Raw genomic sequence first — 17,322 nt, forward strand, 5'->3', positions numbered from 1 at the left:
AAAAGAGCGCGTCAAATAAAATAAATAATTTCAATATGTTGAGTGTGTGTCGCCGGAATGTCGTGCCCCTCTCATGATTTGACAATATAAATTGCATTCAAAAGCATTCCTGGCTATAAACTTGCCAAAAGCGCCATCCAGAGCGCGTGGGAGGATCGATCTTGAAGACGCAATTGTTGATTGCTGCGGCTCTGTCGCTTGCCACTGCCAGCGCAGCTTCCGCCTGGGAGCCGACCAAGCCCGTCGAGTTCCTGGTGCCCTTCGCCGCCGGCGGCGCATCCGACCAGATGGTGCGCGTGATCCAGGGCATTATTCAAAAGCATGCCCTGACCTCGCAGCCGGTCGTCGTCGTCAACAAGCCCGCAGCGGCGGGCGGCGAAGCGATGCTTGAGCTGCAAGGATCCTCCGGCGACGCCTACAAGCTGATGGCGGGCTGGTCCGGCATTTATCTCATTCCACTCACGACGAAGCTGCAAGTCAGTTGGCGCGACTTCACGCCGGTGGCCTTGATGGCGCAGGATGCCTTCCTGTTGTGGGTGGGTGAAAAGTCCCCCTACAAGACCCCCGCTGACTTCATCGCAGCGGCAAAGGATGCGAAGCCTGCCCTGAAGGTGGGCGGCGCCGGCTCGAAGCGCGAGGACCATCTGCTGGCGATCGCCATGGAGCAGGCCGCCGGCATCAAGCTCAATTACATCCCCTATGCGGGCGGTGGTGCCGCGTCCACGCAGCTTGCGGGCGGACATATCGAAGCCAATTTCAACAATCCCTCCGAGGATGTCGCGAACTGGCGGGGCGGTCTCACCCGGCCGCTTTGCGTCTTCTCGTCGACGCGCCTGCCCTATGAAGCCAAAGTGACCGCCACCATGTCGTGGGCGGATATCCCCACCTGTCCTCAATTGGGGTTGAATGTCACCTACCAGATGCTGCGGGGCATCTTCCTGCCGAAGGATGTGACACCCGAGCAGGTCGCCTTCTATGTCGACATGTTCAAGAAGGTATCCGAAAGTCAGGAGTGGAAGGATTACGTCACCCAGAATGCATTGGTGCCGGACTTCCGCACAGGTGCCGCGTTCCTGGAGTTCCTGAAGGCGGACGATCAGAAGCATCAGGATTTGGTGGCGAAGGCCGGATTCCGCATCGCCAACTGATGCGGAGCGCCAATGCGCGGCACCAAGAGGGCACCAGATGGCGCCACGGGGCGATCGGCCCGCGCCGGCCGATCGAAGGACGCGGTGCGGTCCGCTCTTCGCGTTCGCCGGAACCCTTGGGCGCGATCATCTTAGGAGACATCCATGCCTAGTATTCCCGAGGAGACCGTCTCCAACCAGGGGCCCACGGACCTCGAGTCCGTGGCCCCGGCGGACGAGCGCGGAATTTCCCGTCGCGCCGCGGAATATGTGGTCGCCGCAATCCTGATCGCCATCGCCGTTCTCGTGCTTTTTGACTCCTATGGTCGCGGGGCAGGGTGGGATATGGGCCCGGAGAACGGCTATTTTCCCGCCCGCGTGGGCTGGATTTTCCTCGCCAGCTCCGCCTTCATCCTGGTGGATGCGTTTCGGCGCCCACCTGAAATCTTTGTGACCTGGGTGCAATTGTCCCTGGTTGCTCGCGTCTTCCTGCCATTGCTCGTCTACGTCGCCTTGATCAAGCCGATCGGGATCTACGTCTCGTCGGCGCTGTTCATCGTCTGCTTCATGCTGGTCGCCGGATCGCGGAATGTCTTCTCCATTCTGGCGACGGCCATCCTGGTTCCGGTCATCTGCTTCTGGGTGTTCGAAATCCAGTTCCTCGTCTCCCTCCCAAAAGGGCCGCTTGAAGCGTTCCTCGGTTATTGAGGTCCAAGGATGGCCGATCTTTCTTCGCTCTTCGCAGGCTTCGAGCTCGCCCTCTCCTGGCACAATATCCTCTTCATGGGGGTTGGCGTGCTGCTCGGAATTGTCGTCGGCGTGCTGCCCGGTCTGGGTGGCCCGAATGGCGTGGCGATCCTGCTGCCGCTGACGTTCGGCATGAATCCCACCTCGGCCATCATTCTGCTGTCGTCCATCTACTGGGGCGCGTTGTTCGGTGGCGCCATCACCTCGATCCTGTTCAATATTCCAGGTGAATCCTGGTCGGTGGCCACCACGTTCGACGGCTATCCCATGGCGGTGCAGGGGCGGGCCGGCGAAGCGCTGACCGCGGCCTTCACCGCATCCTTCTTCGGCGCCCTTTCGGGCGTCATCCTCATCACCTTCGTGGCGCCCTTGGTCGCGCAATTCGCGCTCAGGTTCGGACCAGCGGAGTTCTTTGCAGTCTTTCTGCTGACCTTTTGTTCGTTCGTCGGCATGGGCAAGGAGCACAGGGCAAAGATCGTCGCCGCCTTGTGCCTCGGCTTCCTGCTTGCTGCCTGCGGCGTCGACACCGTTTCCGGCGATATTCGCCTCACCTTCGGCGTCACCGCGCTGATGCACGGCTTCGACTTCCTTGTTGTGGTCATCGGATTGTTCGGCGTCGGCGAAATCCTTCTCACGGTGGAGGAGGGATTGCAGTTCAAGGGCAAGCGGGCCGACATCGACCTGAAGGTGGTGCTGCGGACCTGGGCCGGATTGCCCCGCTATTGGGGCACGCTGGTGCGCTCCGCCATCGTCGGCATGTGGATGGGCGTGACCCCAGGCGGCGCGGTCGCCGCATCCTTCATGGGCTATGGGCTCGCCAAGCGTTTTTCCAAGCGCGGGCATAATTTCGGCAAAGGCGAGATCGAAGGCGTCCTCGGCCCCGAGACGGCGGCCCACGCCGCCGGAACCTCGGCCCTGCTGCCCATGCTGGCCCTCGGCATCCCCGGCTCGGCCACCGCCGCCGTTCTGCTGGGGGGATTGCTGATCTGGGGGCTTCAGCCGGGCCCGCTTCTGTTTGTCGAGCATAAGGAATTCGTCTGGGGGCTGATCGCCTCCATGTATCTCGGCAATATTGCCGGGCTCATCATCGTGCTTGCAACCGTGCCTTTGTTTGCGGCGATCATGCGCGTGCCGTTCACGCTGGTCGCGCCGATCATCCTCATCATCTGTGCCATCGGCGCCTACACGATCTCCAATTCCATCTTCGACGTCTGGTTGATGCTGGCCTTCGGCGTGGTGGGCTATGTCTTCAAGAAGCTGGATTATCCGATGGCGCCCCTGGTGCTGGCCCTGGTGCTGGGTGACCGGACCGAAGAGGCCGCGCGCCAGGCCCTCATCGGTTCAGAGGGGGATCTCAACGTCTTCTTTGCCAACGGCCTTGTGACGAGCCTCATCCTCCTTGCCTTCGCGCTGTTGTTGTGGGGACCCATCTCGGATCTCGTCGCGCGGCTGCGTCGCAAAGCGGTGCCGCAGATGGGCTAAGTGTTTGATCCGGGGGGCGGCCGGGGAGCTTCTCCATCACCCAACGGTTCCATGTGGAAGTCCCTGCGGCAGCTTCAATGCAAACCTGCAGGTGCATGTGCTCACGACTTTGGTGCGTTCGATTAAGGCCCGTGGCGGGCCGGCAGCCCGCTGCGGGTTCCGCGCGCCCAGGCACGTTGATCCCGCGTTGGAGGAGGCGCAGGAAACGCCTCAGGCTGGCTCCGTATCCGGTTTACTCGCTCCGGACACCTTGAGGATTTTGCGTCCGATGAAAATGGGTCAGGAAGGAGACCGCCGTGCCGATGGCCGCCTCGGTCAGCCAGGTAAACAGCGCGGAGACCGTATGGAACGGGGGGCGATCTCCCTGGGAAGCTCAGTGAACACTTAGCGTTCGGTCGGTAGCCGCTCGCTGAAGGTCCGGATCTCCTAACCGAGCCAGGGTCTGTTTCTGGCGCTCCCCGTCCGTCGATTGGCTACGCGGCCGCCGCGTCCCAATCCGGCGCGAAGGGCGGGCGCACGAAGCGTTGGTCCTTTGGGAGCGCGGCGATGGCCGCCCGGTCCTCGTCGTCGAGGCGGATCGCGCGCGCGTCGAGATTGGCCCTCTGGCTCTCGGGACGGGCGGCCTTGGGGATCACCGCGACGCCCGGCTGGTCCAGCAGCCAGGCGACAGCTATCTGCGCGGCGCTGCAGCCATGCTTGGCGCCGAGCGCGGCAAGGGTCGGGTCGTTCGCCGCCCGTCCCTGCGCGAGCGGGGCATAGGCGGTCAGCGGAATGCCCTTCTCCCGCAGATAGGCCAGCATCGGCGCCTGCGAGAGGAACGGGTGATACTCGAGCTGGACGCTCGCGATCGGCGCGCCGATCTCTTCCAGGGCACGGCGAAGCATCGGCATATTGAAATTGCACACGCCGATCGCCCGGGTCAGGCCGCGCTGGCGCAGCGACATGAGCGCCTCCAGAGTCGCCGCCATGTCCATGTCCGGCGCGGGCCAGTGGATCATGTAGAGGTCCACATGATCGAGGCCGAGCTTGCGCAAGCTGGTGTCGAAGGCCCGGTGGAGCGCATCCGGCGCAAGCTGGTCGTGCCAGACTTTGGTGGTGACGAACAATTCGTCCCGGGCAACGCCGGACGCCGAGAGTGCGGCGCCGACGGCGGCCTCGTTCTCATACATCGCCGCCGTGTCGATATGCCGGTAGCCGAGCGCGAGCGCGCTTTCGACGACGGGCTGGGCATCGGCGCCGGGCATGCGGAACGTGCCGAAGCCGAGACGGGGGATCGCAACGCCCTGAATAGCAATGGTTTCCATGATCTTCTCCTTGTCTGGCATGTGGAGGCGGCGGCTTATGCCACAGCCTTGCCGCCACTGGCCTTCACCAGATCGGCGATGACGCTCTCAATTGTTGTGACCCCCTTCCGCGCCGCGCGGCCCTCATTAGCAAAATCGATCCAGCCTTCATTGAAGCCGTCGATCATGCGGATGCGCGGCAGCGGGTTGCGGCTGCCCTGCGCCCGAAACAAAACCTCCCATGTCTCGCGCGGCACGATCTCGACCGAAACCGGGTGCCCCAGCGCTGCGGCGAAGGCGCGGGCGATGGCGTTCGGCGAAACGCGGGCCGGACCTTCCAGCTCGACGATCCGCGTTCCGCTCCAGTCCTCGCACAGCAGCGCGGCGGCGGTGTGGCCGACATCCTGCGTCGCGACCATGGGGAAGGACTTGTCGGCGGGCTGCAGGAAGCTGCGCAGCACGCCTTCATCGCGCGCGGCGGGAACATCCCATTGCGCATTCTCCATGAACCAGCCGGGCCGAAGGAAGGTGACCGGCAGGCCGAGCCCGCCCACCGCCTGCTCCAGCAGCGTGCGCTGGGTCAGCAGGTTCTCGTGCGGGGCGTCGGCGCCGATGGTGGACAGGCACACGACCTTGGCCGGATGCGCGTCGCTGAGCGCCTTCGTCACGGCGTCGATGACGCGGCGGGCTTCCGGAAAGCCCGGCTCCGGATCGAATTCGGATGGCGGCAGGATGAACACGCCCTCGGCGTCCCTGAATGATGCGGCAAGGCTTGCCGCATCATCCATCTCGGCGATGGCGACGTCGCAGCCTCTGGCGCGCCACTCGGCCGCCTTGGCCGCATCGCGCAGCACGGCCCGCACGGGCAGGTTCGCGGCGAGCAGGCTGCGCGCAAGCGCGCTGCCGACCTTGCCGGTGATTCCGGTGATGGCATACATGGTGGGTCTCCAGCGTAGCTTATGGGATCGCTCGGCTCAGGCATGCAGGGCCCGATCCGCCGCGCGTTCCGTGATGGAGACGGTTGTATGTGGTGCCGTGGCGTGATTCCCGCGCATTAGTATCAGTGCTACGTTGACTCCGGTTCACTGCTGACCTGAAGGCGGAGCGCGCGCGCATGGTGTTCGACACGCGATTGCTGACGGGCGTAGGCGTGATGGCTGCCGTCACCGAAACCGGCAATTTTGCGCGCGCCGCCGAGATGCTGGGCCTCACGCCTTCCGGGGTGAGCCGGGCCGTCGCGCGGCTGGAGGCGCGGGTGGGCGTGCGGCTGTTCGATCGCAACCCGCGTGAAGTCAGCTTGACGGAAGAGGGGCGGCGCTTCCATGCGCAGGTGATGCCGCTGCTCGCCGGCCTCGACGAGGCCGCTGCCGAGGCCGCCGGCGCCGCGGCGGTCGTACGCGGACGTCTGCGCGTGTCGGTGGACCCGTGGTTCGCGCGAACGGTCCTCGCCTCGCGGCTTCAGGAGTTTCTGCGGCGCTATCCGCTGCTGTCGGTGGATTTTTCCACCAGCAACTACCGCGAGGAGATGATGGCGGGCTTCGACGTGGCGGTGCGCTTCGGTCCGCCGGACAGTTCATCGCTGATCGCCCGCAAGCTGCTGGAGACCCGCGTGGTGACAGTGGCCGCCCCCGCCTATCTGGAGCGACATGGGGTGCCGCGGTCCCCGCACGACCTTGTCCATCACGAGGCGCTGCTGTTTCGCGATCCTCAGACCGGCCTGCCGTTTCCCTGGGAATTCCATCGCGACGCAGAGCGCGTCGAGGTCAAGGTCGCCAGCCGACTGGTGCTGGACGATCCTTCGGTCGCGGTCTCCGCCTGCGTGGCGGGCCAGGGGATTTTCCAGAGCGTCGCGGTGGGTCTCGCGCCCTTTCTGTCAGCAGGTGACCTCGTACCTGTCTTGCCGGAATGGTCGGAGGAGCTTTATCCGCTCTACGCCTACCACCCCTCGCGCCACCTTCCCCCGGCGAAGGTCCGGGCCTTTCTGGACTACGTGCGGGAGATCGCGCAGGACACAGGAACCATTTGACTGCTCGTGGTGCGATGTCCTGACCAACATCGGTGCGGGCCATCGGTGAGAACGGTTTGCCCGACGTGCCGGGGACCCCTTCGTGTCCGCGACGCCGGCGGCTCGGACCGGCGCCGATCTTTCGGGAGGCCATCAGGCTCCTGGCGCGGCGGCGAATGATTGTTCAGATTGAACCGGCTAAGGCCCACCGCACGACGCCCTATCCGAGGCGGCCGGATTTGGCCCAGGCTTGGCGGATGCGCTCAGTAGCTCCCACAGACTCGCGCTTGCGCTTTGGCATCTCCGGTTCGCGTGTAGACGGCATCAGTAAGCGCAATGCCGACCACAAGGCTCACGGTAAAGTTCCGGCCGAGCGCATAGTCGAAACCGGCACCCAGGCCCGCCAGCAAATAGTTCCTGGCGCTCGACCGGGCCGAGCAGGCCCTGATCGCCGTAAGCGCGGTCCCAGCCGGTATCGCTTCTCGAGAAATATGAGAGCGTGGGTCGGCTGCCATTCCAGCATTCTACAGTTGCGTTGCCTCAATGCACCGCAACATGACCCGCCTAGGGTCTCCGCGCGGGACGAGCCACGGAGGCAGCAGGACGAGCTGCCGCGACGGGACGCAGGGGCGCCGAGGGGCGCGTCTGCGATCGTGATCGCGCGCGCTCATCGAACTGCCTCGCGCAGCAGGAGGTCGTTCGATGAACGATATTATTTCGGCCCGGCGTCGACCGGGATGGAAGAGATGGGGCGCGCTGGCGGCGGTCGCCGCCCTATTGGGCGCGGGGATCTTTTGGTGGGTCGTGACCCCGCCGCGCGTGGATGATGCCGGGCACACGCTCCCGGAGGCGGCGGACCCGGCGCTGATCGCGCGCGGCCGCTACATGGCCGAACTCGGCGATTGCGTCGCTTGCCACACCGAAGGCGGAGGCCCTTCGATGGCCGGCGGGCGACCGCTGGAAACGCCCTTCGGCGTCCTCTATTCCACCAACATCACGCCCGACGCCAAGACGGGAATCGGCGGCTACAGCTTCGGCGCCTTCGACCGCGCCATGCGCAAGGGCGTGACCGCCGAAGGCGCGCATATGTATCCGGCGATGCCGTATCCGTCCTACGCCAAGATCTCGCCGGACGACATGTTCGCCCTCTACGTCTATCTGATGAAGGGTGTGGCGCCGGTGGTGAGCGCCAACAAGCCGTCGGAAATCGGCTTCCCGTTCAACCAGCGCTGGTCGCTGGCGTTCTGGAACCTCGTGTTCCTCGACACCCACCCCTTCGTCGCCGACGCGGACAGGGACGAGATGTGGAATCGCGGCGCCTATCTGGTGCAGGGTCTCGGCCATTGCGGCGCCTGCCACACACCGCGCGGCATCGGCTTCCAGGAGGTCGCCATGTCGGAGCGGGGCGCGAGCGGGGCCGCGTTCGTCTCCGGTGCGAAGGTGGAGGAATGGAACGCCATCAATCTGCGCAACCTATGGACCGTCCCCGATACGGTGGAGTTGCTGAAGACCGGACAAAACCGCTTCGCCACGGTCTCGGGCTCCATGACCGAGGTGATCCACAATTCCACGCAGAATTTTACCGAAGGCGATCTCGTCGCCATCGCGACCTATTTGAAGTCCCTGCCGTCGGATCACCCCTACAAGGACCTGCCGCCGAAGGGTGACGACACCGTGCCCGAGCCTATGTTCACCACGCGCGGCGGGCTTGCCTATGCGCAGTTCTGCGCGGACTGCCATCGTCTCGATGGCGCCGGCGTCGCCAAGGTGTTTCCGCCGCTCGCGGGGAATCCCACGGTGGCGGCGAAGGATTCCTCGACCCTGGTGCATATCACCCTGACCGGCTGGAAGACGGCGGAGACGCAGACCCATCCCCGCGTCTTCACCATGCCCGGCTTCGCACGCCTCGACGACCAGGAGATCGCCGAAATCCTCTCGTTCGTGCGCTCGAACTGGGGCAATGCCGCTGCACCCGTGTCGGCGGAGCAGGTCAAGGCGGCGCGCGCCACCCTCGATCCGCAGCTTGACACCTCCCGGTTCGAGACCCCGCGCATCGCCAACCTGCTGTCGGAGCCGAACGCCGGCCAGCTGGTCCGCGGCATGCGCCTCAACACCGAGACCCACACCTTGCTGCCGAAGAACGTGGGCAATGTGCTCAATTGCGCCAGCTGTCACCTCAACGGCGGCACGGTGGCGGATGGCTCGCCTTATGTCGGCGTCTCGGCCATGTTCCCGAGCTACGCCCCGCGCGCCGGCCGGATGATCACGCTGGAAGACCGCATCAACGGCTGCTTCCTGCGCTCCATGAACGGCAAGCCGCTCGCCACCGATGGCGCCGACATGCAGGCGATGGTCGCTTATTTCAACTGGATGAAGGGCGCGACCAGGCCGGAAGACAAGGTCGAGGGCCGGGGGGTGGGCAAGATCGACACCAGGATCAAGCCCGATCCGGAGAACGGCGCGCGCATCTACACCGCGCAATGCGCGGTGTGTCACGGCCAGAACGGCGAAGGCCTGAAGAATGCGAGCGGCACGTTCGTCTATCCGCCGCTATGGGGCGACTTGTCCTTCAACATCGGAGCCGGCATGGCGCGCACCTATACGGCGGCGGCGTTCGTGAAGCGCAATATGCCGGTGGGCTTTCACCAGCGCTTCCCGCTGGGCCAGGGCGGCCTTTCCGATCAGGAGGCGGTGGACGTGGCCGAGTATTTCAGCCACATGCCGCGCCCGGATTTCGCGCCCAAGGTAAACGACTGGCCGAAGGACAAGAAGCCGGCCGACGCCCGCTACTGATCTTTTCCACGAAAGCAACGAACGCCCGGGCCGCGCAGGACCCGGGCGTCCGCATATCCCGCCCGTCACGGGACGATGCACGGGCGGGAATCTCAGCCGGGTAGAACCACCACCTTGGCTCCGTCGGGAACGCGGCGATGAAGGTCGATGATGTCCTGGTTCATCATGCGGATGCAGCCGGACGACACCGCCTCGCCGATGGACCACGGCTCGTTGGTGCCGTGGATGCGGTAGAGCGTGTCCTTCCCATCCTTGAAGAGATAGAGCGCGCGGGCGCCCAGCGGATTGGTCTCGCCGCCCGCCATGCCGCCCGCCCAGGGCTGGTATCTGGCCGGCTCGCGGGCGATCATCGTGTCGGTGGGCCGCCAGCTCGGCCATTCCCGCTTGTAGCCGATGGCGGCGGTGCCGGAGAATTCCAGGCCCGCCCGCCCGACGCCGACGCCATAGCGCAGCGCCTTGCCGTTCTCCTGCACCAGGTAGAGGAAGCGGTTCTTGGGATCCACCACAAGGGTGCCGGGCGGCTGGCTGGTGGGGTTCTCCACCAGCTGGCGCACGTTGCGGGGCTTCATCTCGGTGGGGTCGACGCCGGGAATGTGGAACCCCCCATCCTCCAGCGCGCCATAGCGTGCCGCATCGGCCGGCGCGATGCGCGGCGCCTGCGCGGCGGGGGCCGGTTGGTTCGACGCGGCGACGCAGGCGCCGAGCGCCAGCGGCAGCAGGAGCGCGCACGCCAGCGCGCGGACGGGACGACGGGCGATGCGAGCGGTTGGCTCCGGGCGGCTTTCAATTCCGCCGCGCACCGTGGATCCGTCCCGCACCACAAGTCTTTCGCGCGCCACAAGTGGGTCGCGCGCCACACGTCGGTCGCGTGTCATTGCTCGGCTGCCTGCCGCCGCCGGGCTTCCGCCACCGCCCGCTTGAAGCTGGCATAATCGAGCGTCGAGGCCAGCAGGGGGCCGACCAGATAGGCCGGCGTGCCCTGGAGCCCGAGGGATTCCGCCTGCGCATTGGTGCGCTTGAGCAAAGCGACGATCTCGGCCCCGTGGAGCTGCGCGTCCATCTCCAGGCGGCCCATGTCCACACCGGACGCCTTCACCGCCTGGAGCATCTGCTCTTGCGGAATCTTGCGTCCGGGAATGCCCATCAGGGCCGCATGGACCAACTCGTATTTCTCCTGGAACCTGGCCGCGAGCGCCAGTTTCGCGCCATAGACCGAGGCTTCCGTGAGAATCGGCCAATCCTTGTAGACGAGGCGGATATGCCCATCCTCGGCGACGATCCGGGCGAGATCGGGGGCCGATTTCTTGCAGAACGGGCAATTATAGTCGAGGAACGCAACGATGGTGACGTCGCCCTGCGGATTGCCGGCCGTGGGCGCATCGGGATCGCGCAGAATGGCGTCCACGTCCACGCCCTGGGCGAGGGCCGGCCGTCCGGCCGCCAGCACGAGGGCAGGGGGAAGGAAGGATACCGCCGCGAGGCGGATGAAGTCCCTGCGTCGCATGAAATCTCCGGTCGATGGGGTGAGGGTCACAGGCCGGCCTTCGCCATGAGGCCGTCGAGATCGGCGCGGGTGATCGCGCCGATGTGCCGGGATCCGGGAACTTCGCGTCCCGCGGCATCCAGGAGGAACAAGGTGGGTGGGCCGACGACGGAATAGCGGGACATGAGCGCTTGCTCGCCCGCGCCATAATTGGTGACGTCGGCGGCGATGCGCGGCACCTGCGCCAGGCGCTGCCGCACCTCCGGTTCGGTCATCACCGCCTCGTTGGACTTGCAGACCGTGCACCAGCCGGCGGTGAAGGAAACCAGCACCGGCCGGCCCGAGGTCCGCGTCTCGGCAAAGGCGGCGTCGAGGGCGGCGGGCGAGGAGACGCGCACCTCTTCCGCCGCCGTCGCAACCGGACCCGGCGGTGCGGCGAGGAAGCCGAGCGGGCGCAGGGGATCGTCCGCGCCGCCGGCGGCGCCGACCACGAGCACGGCGCCATAGAGCGCGGCGAGGAGCCCCGCCGCCTTGCCGAGGCGGGCCGTCGGCGGGCTGCGCCGCGCCATCCGGTCGAACCCGCCGAGGAATACGCCGAGCCCGAGGGCCAGCGCCCCCCAGAGCGCCACGCCCATGGGCGCGGGAAGCACACGCCCGGCGAGCAGGGCGGCGACGGCGAGGAACAGCACGCCGCACGCCTGCTTCGCCCGCTCCAGCCATGGCCCAGAGCGCGGCAGGATCTGCGCGCCGAAGGTGCCGACCGCGATCAGCGGCACGCTCATGCCGAGCCCGAGCAGAAACAGCGCCGCGCCGCCGCGTGCCGCATCGCCGGTCTGGGCCGCATAGAGCATGGCCCCGGCGAGCGGCGGCGTCACGCACGGACCCACCACCAGGGCCGAGCCGAAGCCGAGCGTCGCCGCTTGGCCGATCGAGCCGCCCGCGCCGCGTCCGAGCCGTGCCGCGAGCCCCGCCGGAACTGCCAATTCGAACAGGCCGAACATGGAGGCGGCGAGCCCCAGAAAGAGCATCGCCATCAGCCCCAGCGCCCACGGCGTCTGCAACGCGGCCTGGAGGTTCGCGCCCGACCAGGCGGCGACCAGCCCGAGAACACCATAGGCGGCCGCCATGGCGAGACCATAGGTGCCGGAGAGCGCGAAGCCGCGCAGCGGCGTCGGCTTCGCGCCGCCACCGGCGAGGATGCCGGACAGTACGGGCAGCATGGGAAACACACAGGGCGTGAAGGCGAGCAGCAGGCCGAAGCCGAAGAACGCCACCAGCGGCGCGCCGAGCCCGCCCCCCAGGATGGAGCCCGCCGTCTCTTCTGCCGCCGTCCCGGCGTCCTTCGCGCCGATGCCGTCGGTTCCTGTGCCGTTCGTGCCCGCAGCCTTGGCGCCGGTGCCAGTGGTTCCGCTATCTGTGATTCCGGCAGCGTGCGCGGTCGCGCCGGAGGGCGGCATAAGCGCTAAGCGCTCCTTGATGCGGGATGCGGCCACCGGGGCAGCCGTGGCCGGTTGCTCTTCCGCCGACGATGCGGCGGCAGCGTCCATTCCCGTGGGCGGTGGCGCGGCGATGGCCAGCGTCGCGAGATCCACCAGGCGCGTGACCATTGGATAGCAGATGCCCGCTTCGGCGCAGCCCTGGAAGGACACTGAGACCTCGCCCCGTGCCGGCAGGCCGGCCGCGCGCGCCTCGGCATGGCCATGATAGATTTCCACCGGCCCGAAATTGGGATCGTCTTTTTCCTCGCCGGCGGCGGTGGTGAGGGAGACCGCGGCGCCGTCGATCCGCGCCTTCAGGCTGTCGCGGTAGAGATAGGTGCCGGGCGCGATGCGCCAGAGCAGCGATAAGGTGCCGTCCGCCGCGCGCGTGGCGGTGAGGTGAAAGGCCTCGTCCGCCATCAGCGGCCGGGTCTGGGCGGACGCGAACGTCGTTGCGGCAAGCGCCAGCAGCACTGCGATCAGGACCGTGAAAGGCGGCGCGGCGGCGCGGGGAAGGAGTCTCGTGACCATGGCGCGCTCCCTCGAACGCTCACCTTAAGCCAGCCTTAAGCTCGGGGTAGAAAGTCGGGGCGGAGGAGGCCGGGGCATGCGCATATTGGTGGTCGAGGACGATCCGATCCTGATGGACGGGCTGAAGGTGGGCCTTGGCCTTGCCGGGGCGACGGTGGACGATGTCGCCACCTGCGCCGACGCGCGCGCCGCCCTCGCGGCGAGCCGGTTCGACGCCGTGGTACTCGACCTGATGCTGCCCGACGGCTCGGGCCTGGACCTGCTTGCGGCCATGCGGGCGCGGGACGATGCCACGCCCGTTCTGCTGCTGACCGCCCTCGACGAGGCGCCCGACCGCGTGCGCGGGCTCGATGCCGGGGCCGACGATTATCTCGGCAAGCCCTTCGACCTCGATGAACTGGCGGCGCGGGTCCGGGCCATCGCCCGCCGGGGGCAGGGGCGCGCCGGCCCGGTGCTCAAGGCCGGCGGCCTGGTGCTCGACCCCGCGACCCTCTCCGCCACCGTCGAGGGGCGTCCGGTGGGCCTTTCGCGCCGCGAATTCGCGGTGCTCGCCGCGCTGATGGAGCGGCCGGGCGTGATCCGCTCCAAGGCGGAGATCGAGGAGCGCCTCTATGGCTGGCAGGAGGAGGTGGAAAGCAATACGGTCGAGGTCCACATCCACAATCTGCGCGTCAAGGTGGGGCGCCAGTTCATAGAGACCGTGCGCGGCCTCGGCTATCGTGTGCGGAGGCCGGCGTGACTTCCTTGAGGCGCCGCCTGTTCCTGATCCTCATCGCCGCCACCGGTGCGATCTGGCTGTGCGCGGTGGGCTGGATCTATCTCTCCAGCCGCAGCGAACTGGAACACGTGCTCGACGCCCGCCTCCAGGAGGCCGCCCGCATGGTCCACTCGCTGGTGGCCGGCGGCAATATCGCCGCGACGCCGCTGGCGGCAGAGGTGCCCGGAACCACCTATGAGCGGCAGCTGTCGTGCCAGATCTGGTCGCTCGACGGCCGGCTCGTCGCCCGGTCCGGCGGCGCGCCCGAGGAGGCGCTCGGGGACCCGGCCGAGGGCTATTCCGAGCGCACGGTCAATGGCGAACCGTGGCGCGTCTACACCATCCTCGACACGGAAAAGGGCGTCCGCGTCATGGTGGGCGACCGCATCGGCCTGCGCGACCGGCTGGTGCGCGACCTGGTGGCGGGCCTGCTCGCGCCGCTCTTCCTCGTGGTGCCCCTGCTCGGCGTGCTGATCTGGATGAGCCTCTGGCGCGGGTTGAAGCCGCTCAACGCGGTGGCGCGCGACCTCACGGCCCGCGACGCGGAAGACATGCGCCCCCTTGCGCCGGCTGAGGCGCCGGCGGAGGTCCGCCCGCTCATCGATGCCATCAACGGCCTGTTCGCCAAGGTGGAAGCCGCCCGCCGGCACGAGCGGGACGTGACCGCCTTCGCGGCCCATGAACTGCGCACGCCGCTCGCGGGCCTGAAGACCCAAGCGCAGATCGCCCTCGCGGCCGGGGATGCGGCGACGCGCGACGGCGCGTTGCGGCGCATCCTGGTGTCCGTGGACCGAACCGCGCGCCTCGTGCGCCAGCTCCTGGCGCTGGCGAAGCTTGAAGCTTCCGCGCCCCTTGCGCTTAAGGCGGAGGTGGAGGCCGGTGCCCTGCTGCGGGAGGTGGCGCAGCTCTCGGCGGTCCCCGCGCGCATCGGCGTCAGCCTCGATCCCGCGCTCGACGCGCTCCGCCTGAAGGGAGACCGCGAAACGCTCCACCTCGTGCTGCGCAACCTCCACGAAAACGCCATCGAACATATGCCGGAGGGCGGCTCGATCATCTGGAGGCGCCTGCCGAACGGGTTGTGCGTGGAGGACGAGGGACCGGGCATTCCCGAGGAGGAATTGCCGCGCGTCACCGAGCGTTTCTTTCGAGGGCGCAACAAGAGCGCGTCCGGCAGCGGGCTCGGCCTGACCATCGCGAGCATGGCGGCCAGGCGGCTGGGTGCGCGCATAGAACTTGAGAACCGGGAAGCACGCCCAGGCCTCCGGGCGGCGCTGATGTGGTCCTGACGCGCCGGCGGGATCAGGCGTCGTGGCGCTCGCGGCGGGCCGCGCGCTCGCAAGACATCATGCGGCGCGCGCGATCAGGGCGTGGATGTCCTCGCAATGGCGCACCAGCGTCGGATGGTCAACGACGAAGGCGCGCAGCGGCGTCGCGATGGGATAGAAAAGAATATTGGCGATGAATCCATAAATGGCGGCATCCGCGCTGCCGGGACGCGCCCCGAACACAAAGCCCTGCTCCGGCACCAGCGCCGCGATGGCCGCGAGATCGGCAAGGCCCCGCGCATAGGCCTCGTGCGGCGCGAAGCGGCCGATGCCTTGAAAATAATAGCGGTTGGCATTGAAGCTGCGGGCTTTTTCAAGATCCGCCTCGGTCAGCGCGGGATGCTGGGCGCGCAAGGCTGCGCAGAAGGCGGGCCAGAACGCGTCGTCCTTCCACCGGGAATAGGACATCACCCAATAAAGGTCGTCGAGCGTTCGCCGCAGCATCACGCCAAGGTGCCGCTGCGCCGGGCTCAGGTCCGCATCGAGATCCGGGCCATGCTTGCGTGCGACATGGGCGATGATGGCGTCGCTGTCGCCGATGTTCTCGTCGCCGTCCGTGATGTAGGGAAGCTGGTTGCGGGGTGCGGCCGAGGCGTCGAAGACGTGCCGATGCTCGAACGGAATGCCGGCGAGCTTGAGATAGGCAAAGACCTTGAGTCCGTATCCGTTATTGTCTGCGACGCCAAAGAGTTCGGGATAGGAGAAGAGGGACAGCATGACATGATCCGCGGAACTTGGTGGCGAGTGGGGGAACGGAGGCCGGGAATTCTGGCAGGTGGACATCAAAGCAGCGCGGATCTTGCGCCAACCGCGTGGTGCTGCACCCCTTGAAATATAGCCGCCGCCCGCGCGATCGTCACCTCTTAGCCTCGGCTGCCCAGACTCCCGGCGCGCCTTGACGCGGGCGCGCCGCCAATGCGGTCCGCAACCAGGATCGCGCTCTCGGATCAGCGCGCGGCATCGCTGCCCGTCTCAGGCCTCTTCACGGACCTGGCGGCGCGCTTCATTCGCCAGGGGGTGGAGCCTGTCCGCCGGGGCGGCGCCGGCCAAACTGTAGCCAAGGCCATTGTCGGCCCAGCTGAAGCTGTTCACATTGCCCTGCACATGCAGAACCATCGGCGCTTTAGGGTCCGCCTGCATGGGACGAACGAGCATCACGAGCCGCGTTCCCCTGTCGTCGTCATACATGTACATGGCGGCCGGCCCGTGTTCCGTGGCAACGACGCGCCCTCCCATGAAGCGGTAACCCGCCGCCGTCAGATCGGGAATGGCGACCGGACGGCCGATGCGTATTGTCGTCCATCGTTGGAGCGCGTCTCGCTCTTCGGCGCGGACCTCGACCGGGTGGATGTCGTCCGGCGCATAGACGGAAAAGCTCGTTGTCGCTTCACGCGCGAGCGCCTGCACGCCCGCCGCCGCGGGTAGACCCATGCCGCGCAGGGACCATCCGCCGAGGCCGCCGGCGCAGACCAGCAGCACGGCCGCTGCGGCGATCGCCCAGCGCGGTGTCGGCCGCGCGCGGCGGCGGTCCTCGATCATGCGTAAGAGGCTGAGTTCGGACGGGACCGGCTCCTCGATCACCGGCGCGAAGGCGGAGCGCAGCATGTCGCGTTGTTCGCCATACAGCGTGATGCGCCGCGCGACATCCGGGTGAGCGTCGAGATAGGCGCTGACTTCCGCATGGCGGTGGGGATCGAGCGTGCCGTCTAAAAGGCCGTTGAGGTCGTCTTCGGTGATGGGGCGAGAGCTCATTTCACGCTCCGGAGATAGGGCGGCGAGAGGGCCGCGCGCGGTTCGGCCGACATCAGCCTGACAAGGCGCTCGCGGGCACGAGACAGCCGCGACATCACGGTGCCGATCGGCACTTCGAGCACCTGCGCGGTCTCGGCATAGGAGAGTTGCTCGACGGTGACGAGCAGTAGCACGGTGCGCTGCTCGTCCGGCAACTGAGCCAGCGCTGCGAGCAGATCGCGGTGGCGCAGCCCATCTTCCTGCGATGCGGCGTGCGACAGGTGCGCCGCATCGACATCGTCAAGGGCGACATGGACCGGCCGCTGCGCCGCGCGGCGCAGCCGCGTCATGGCGAGATTGTGCAGGATCGTGAAGATCCACGCACGCGCATCGTTCTCGTGACGCCGCTGATGCCAGCGGCTGATGGCACGCTCCAGGCAATCCTGCACCAGATCGTCCGCCGCCGCCCGCTCGCGCATCAGCGCGCGGGCATAGCGCCGAAGCGCGGGAATGAGCGGCTCGATGAGGCGCACCATGTCTTGGTCCATGCAGTCTCCTTTCGGCGAGAAGGCGGGCCGTT

The 17,322-nt window shown here is 67.1% G+C and carries 14 protein-coding genes and 1 pseudogene; 7 read left to right on the plus strand and 8 right to left on the minus strand.

The features are described 5' to 3' along the window. Positions 1 to 161: 161 nt before the first annotated feature. From V5G24_RS08035 to V5G24_RS08045, 3 genes are all read left to right on the plus strand, one after another. Entirely contained in the window at positions 162 to 1,148 is a 987-nt protein-coding gene (locus V5G24_RS08035; protein WP_394084728.1) for a tripartite tricarboxylate transporter substrate binding protein, read from the plus strand. 201 nt (positions 1,149 to 1,349) lie between these two features. Beyond that, on the plus strand, positions 1,350 to 1,835 hold the full coding sequence (locus V5G24_RS08040; RefSeq protein ID WP_394084729.1) for a tripartite tricarboxylate transporter TctB family protein: 486 nt from the start codon (positions 1,350 to 1,352) through the stop codon (positions 1,833 to 1,835). 9 nt (positions 1,836 to 1,844) lie between these two features. After that, positions 1,845 to 3,356: a tripartite tricarboxylate transporter permease gene (locus V5G24_RS08045; protein ID WP_394084730.1), complete on the plus strand. Its 1,512-nt coding sequence runs from the start codon at positions 1,845 to 1,847 to the stop codon at positions 3,354 to 3,356. Between the two features lie 473 nt (positions 3,357 to 3,829). On the opposite strand, the gene V5G24_RS08050 is transcribed toward V5G24_RS08045, so the two are convergent. Then, the gene (locus tag V5G24_RS08050; protein WP_394084731.1) at positions 3,830 to 4,660 is read right to left on the minus strand and encodes an aldo/keto reductase; all 831 of its coding nucleotides are present in this window, start codon (positions 4,658 to 4,660) and stop codon (positions 3,830 to 3,832) included. Between the two features lie 35 nt (positions 4,661 to 4,695). Continuing rightward, a complete protein-coding gene (locus tag V5G24_RS08055) occupies positions 4,696 to 5,577 on the minus strand; it encodes an NmrA family NAD(P)-binding protein (RefSeq protein WP_394084732.1) in 882 nt (293 codons plus the stop codon). 176 nt (positions 5,578 to 5,753) lie between these two features. On the opposite strand from V5G24_RS08055, the gene V5G24_RS08060 reads away from it, so the two are divergent. Together V5G24_RS08060 and V5G24_RS08065 are read left to right on the plus strand one after the other, a co-directional pair. Beyond that, positions 5,754 to 6,665: a LysR family transcriptional regulator gene (locus V5G24_RS08060; protein WP_394084733.1), complete on the plus strand. Its 912-nt coding sequence runs from the start codon at positions 5,754 to 5,756 to the stop codon at positions 6,663 to 6,665. Positions 6,666 to 7,346: 681 nt separating this feature from the next. Beyond that, positions 7,347 to 9,437, plus strand: coding sequence for a c-type cytochrome (locus V5G24_RS08065; RefSeq protein ID WP_394084734.1), 2,091 nt, complete (start codon positions 7,347 to 7,349; stop codon positions 9,435 to 9,437). A 101-nt stretch (positions 9,438 to 9,538) separates the two neighbouring features. Here the strand turns inward: V5G24_RS08065 and V5G24_RS08070 are convergent. The 3 genes and pseudogenes from V5G24_RS08070 to dsbD all read right to left on the minus strand — a co-directional run. Continuing rightward, positions 9,539 to 10,195: pseudogene (locus tag V5G24_RS08070) on the minus strand (L,D-transpeptidase); the annotation flags it as partial. 113 nt (positions 10,196 to 10,308) lie between these two features. Further along, complete coding sequence (locus V5G24_RS08075) at positions 10,309 to 10,941, minus strand: DsbA family protein (RefSeq protein ID WP_394084735.1); 633 nt, start codon at positions 10,939 to 10,941, stop codon at positions 10,309 to 10,311. Positions 10,942 to 10,967: 26 nt separating this feature from the next. Next, positions 10,968 to 12,929, minus strand: a complete 1,962-nt coding sequence (dsbD, locus tag V5G24_RS08080) for a protein-disulfide reductase DsbD (protein WP_394084736.1) — start codon at positions 12,927 to 12,929, stop codon at positions 10,968 to 10,970. 76 nt (positions 12,930 to 13,005) lie between these two features. Here dsbD and V5G24_RS08085 point away from each other — a divergent pair, with 76 nt between their 5' ends. Further along, on the plus strand, positions 13,006 to 13,668 hold the full coding sequence (locus V5G24_RS08085) for a response regulator (RefSeq protein WP_394084737.1): 663 nt from the start codon (positions 13,006 to 13,008) through the stop codon (positions 13,666 to 13,668). Further along, positions 13,665 to 14,972, plus strand: a complete 1,308-nt coding sequence (locus V5G24_RS08090) for an ATP-binding protein (protein ID WP_394084738.1) — start codon at positions 13,665 to 13,667, stop codon at positions 14,970 to 14,972. Before V5G24_RS08085 ends, V5G24_RS08090 begins: the two co-directional genes overlap by 4 nt. Positions 14,973 to 15,029: 57 nt before the next feature. Here the strand turns inward: V5G24_RS08090 and V5G24_RS08095 are convergent, their stop codons facing one another. The 3 genes from V5G24_RS08095 to V5G24_RS08105 all read right to left on the minus strand — a co-directional run bounded on the left by V5G24_RS08095 (position 15,030) and on the right by V5G24_RS08105 (position 17,278). Continuing rightward, positions 15,030 to 15,728: a glutathione S-transferase family protein gene (locus tag V5G24_RS08095; protein ID WP_394084739.1), complete on the minus strand. Its 699-nt coding sequence runs from the start codon at positions 15,726 to 15,728 to the stop codon at positions 15,030 to 15,032. A gap of 255 nt (positions 15,729 to 15,983) precedes the next feature. Next, complete coding sequence (locus V5G24_RS08100; RefSeq protein ID WP_394084740.1) at positions 15,984 to 16,763, minus strand: anti-sigma factor family protein; 780 nt, start codon at positions 16,761 to 16,763, stop codon at positions 15,984 to 15,986. Next, positions 16,760 to 17,278, minus strand: coding sequence for an RNA polymerase sigma factor (locus tag V5G24_RS08105; protein ID WP_394084741.1), 519 nt, complete (start codon positions 17,276 to 17,278; stop codon positions 16,760 to 16,762). The genes V5G24_RS08100 and V5G24_RS08105 overlap by 4 nt, the downstream gene beginning before the upstream one ends. Positions 17,279 to 17,322 lie beyond the last annotated feature (44 nt).

The organism is Roseixanthobacter finlandensis (assembly GCF_043195105.2).
Taxonomy (GTDB): domain Bacteria; phylum Pseudomonadota; class Alphaproteobacteria; order Rhizobiales; family Xanthobacteraceae; genus NCEH01.

What these genes read in the sequence shown, in the direction of transcription:
- V5G24_RS08085 (WP_394084737.1), top strand. Translation starts at nt 13,006, where the DNA reads ATGCGCATATTGGTGGTCGAGGACGATCCGATCCTGATGGACGGGCTG.
- V5G24_RS08050 (WP_394084731.1), bottom strand. Translation starts at nt 4,660, where the DNA reads ATGGAAACCATTGCTATTCAGGGCGTTGCGATCCCCCGTCTCGGCTTC.
- V5G24_RS08060 (WP_394084733.1), top strand. Translation starts at nt 5,754, where the DNA reads ATGGTGTTCGACACGCGATTGCTGACGGGCGTAGGCGTGATGGCTGCC.
- V5G24_RS08065 (WP_394084734.1), top strand. Translation starts at nt 7,347, where the DNA reads ATGAACGATATTATTTCGGCCCGGCGTCGACCGGGATGGAAGAGATGG.
- dsbD (WP_394084736.1), bottom strand. Translation starts at nt 12,929, where the DNA reads ATGGTCACGAGACTCCTTCCCCGCGCCGCCGCGCCGCCTTTCACGGTC.
- V5G24_RS08105 (WP_394084741.1), bottom strand. Translation starts at nt 17,278, where the DNA reads ATGGTGCGCCTCATCGAGCCGCTCATTCCCGCGCTTCGGCGCTATGCC.
- V5G24_RS08095 (WP_394084739.1), bottom strand. Translation starts at nt 15,728, where the DNA reads ATGCTGTCCCTCTTCTCCTATCCCGAACTCTTTGGCGTCGCAGACAAT.
- V5G24_RS08075 (WP_394084735.1), bottom strand. Translation starts at nt 10,941, where the DNA reads ATGCGACGCAGGGACTTCATCCGCCTCGCGGCGGTATCCTTCCTTCCC.
- V5G24_RS08055 (WP_394084732.1), bottom strand. Translation starts at nt 5,577, where the DNA reads ATGTATGCCATCACCGGAATCACCGGCAAGGTCGGCAGCGCGCTTGCG.
- V5G24_RS08045 (WP_394084730.1), top strand. Translation starts at nt 1,845, where the DNA reads ATGGCCGATCTTTCTTCGCTCTTCGCAGGCTTCGAGCTCGCCCTCTCC.
- V5G24_RS08100 (WP_394084740.1), bottom strand. Translation starts at nt 16,763, where the DNA reads ATGAGCTCTCGCCCCATCACCGAAGACGACCTCAACGGCCTTTTAGAC.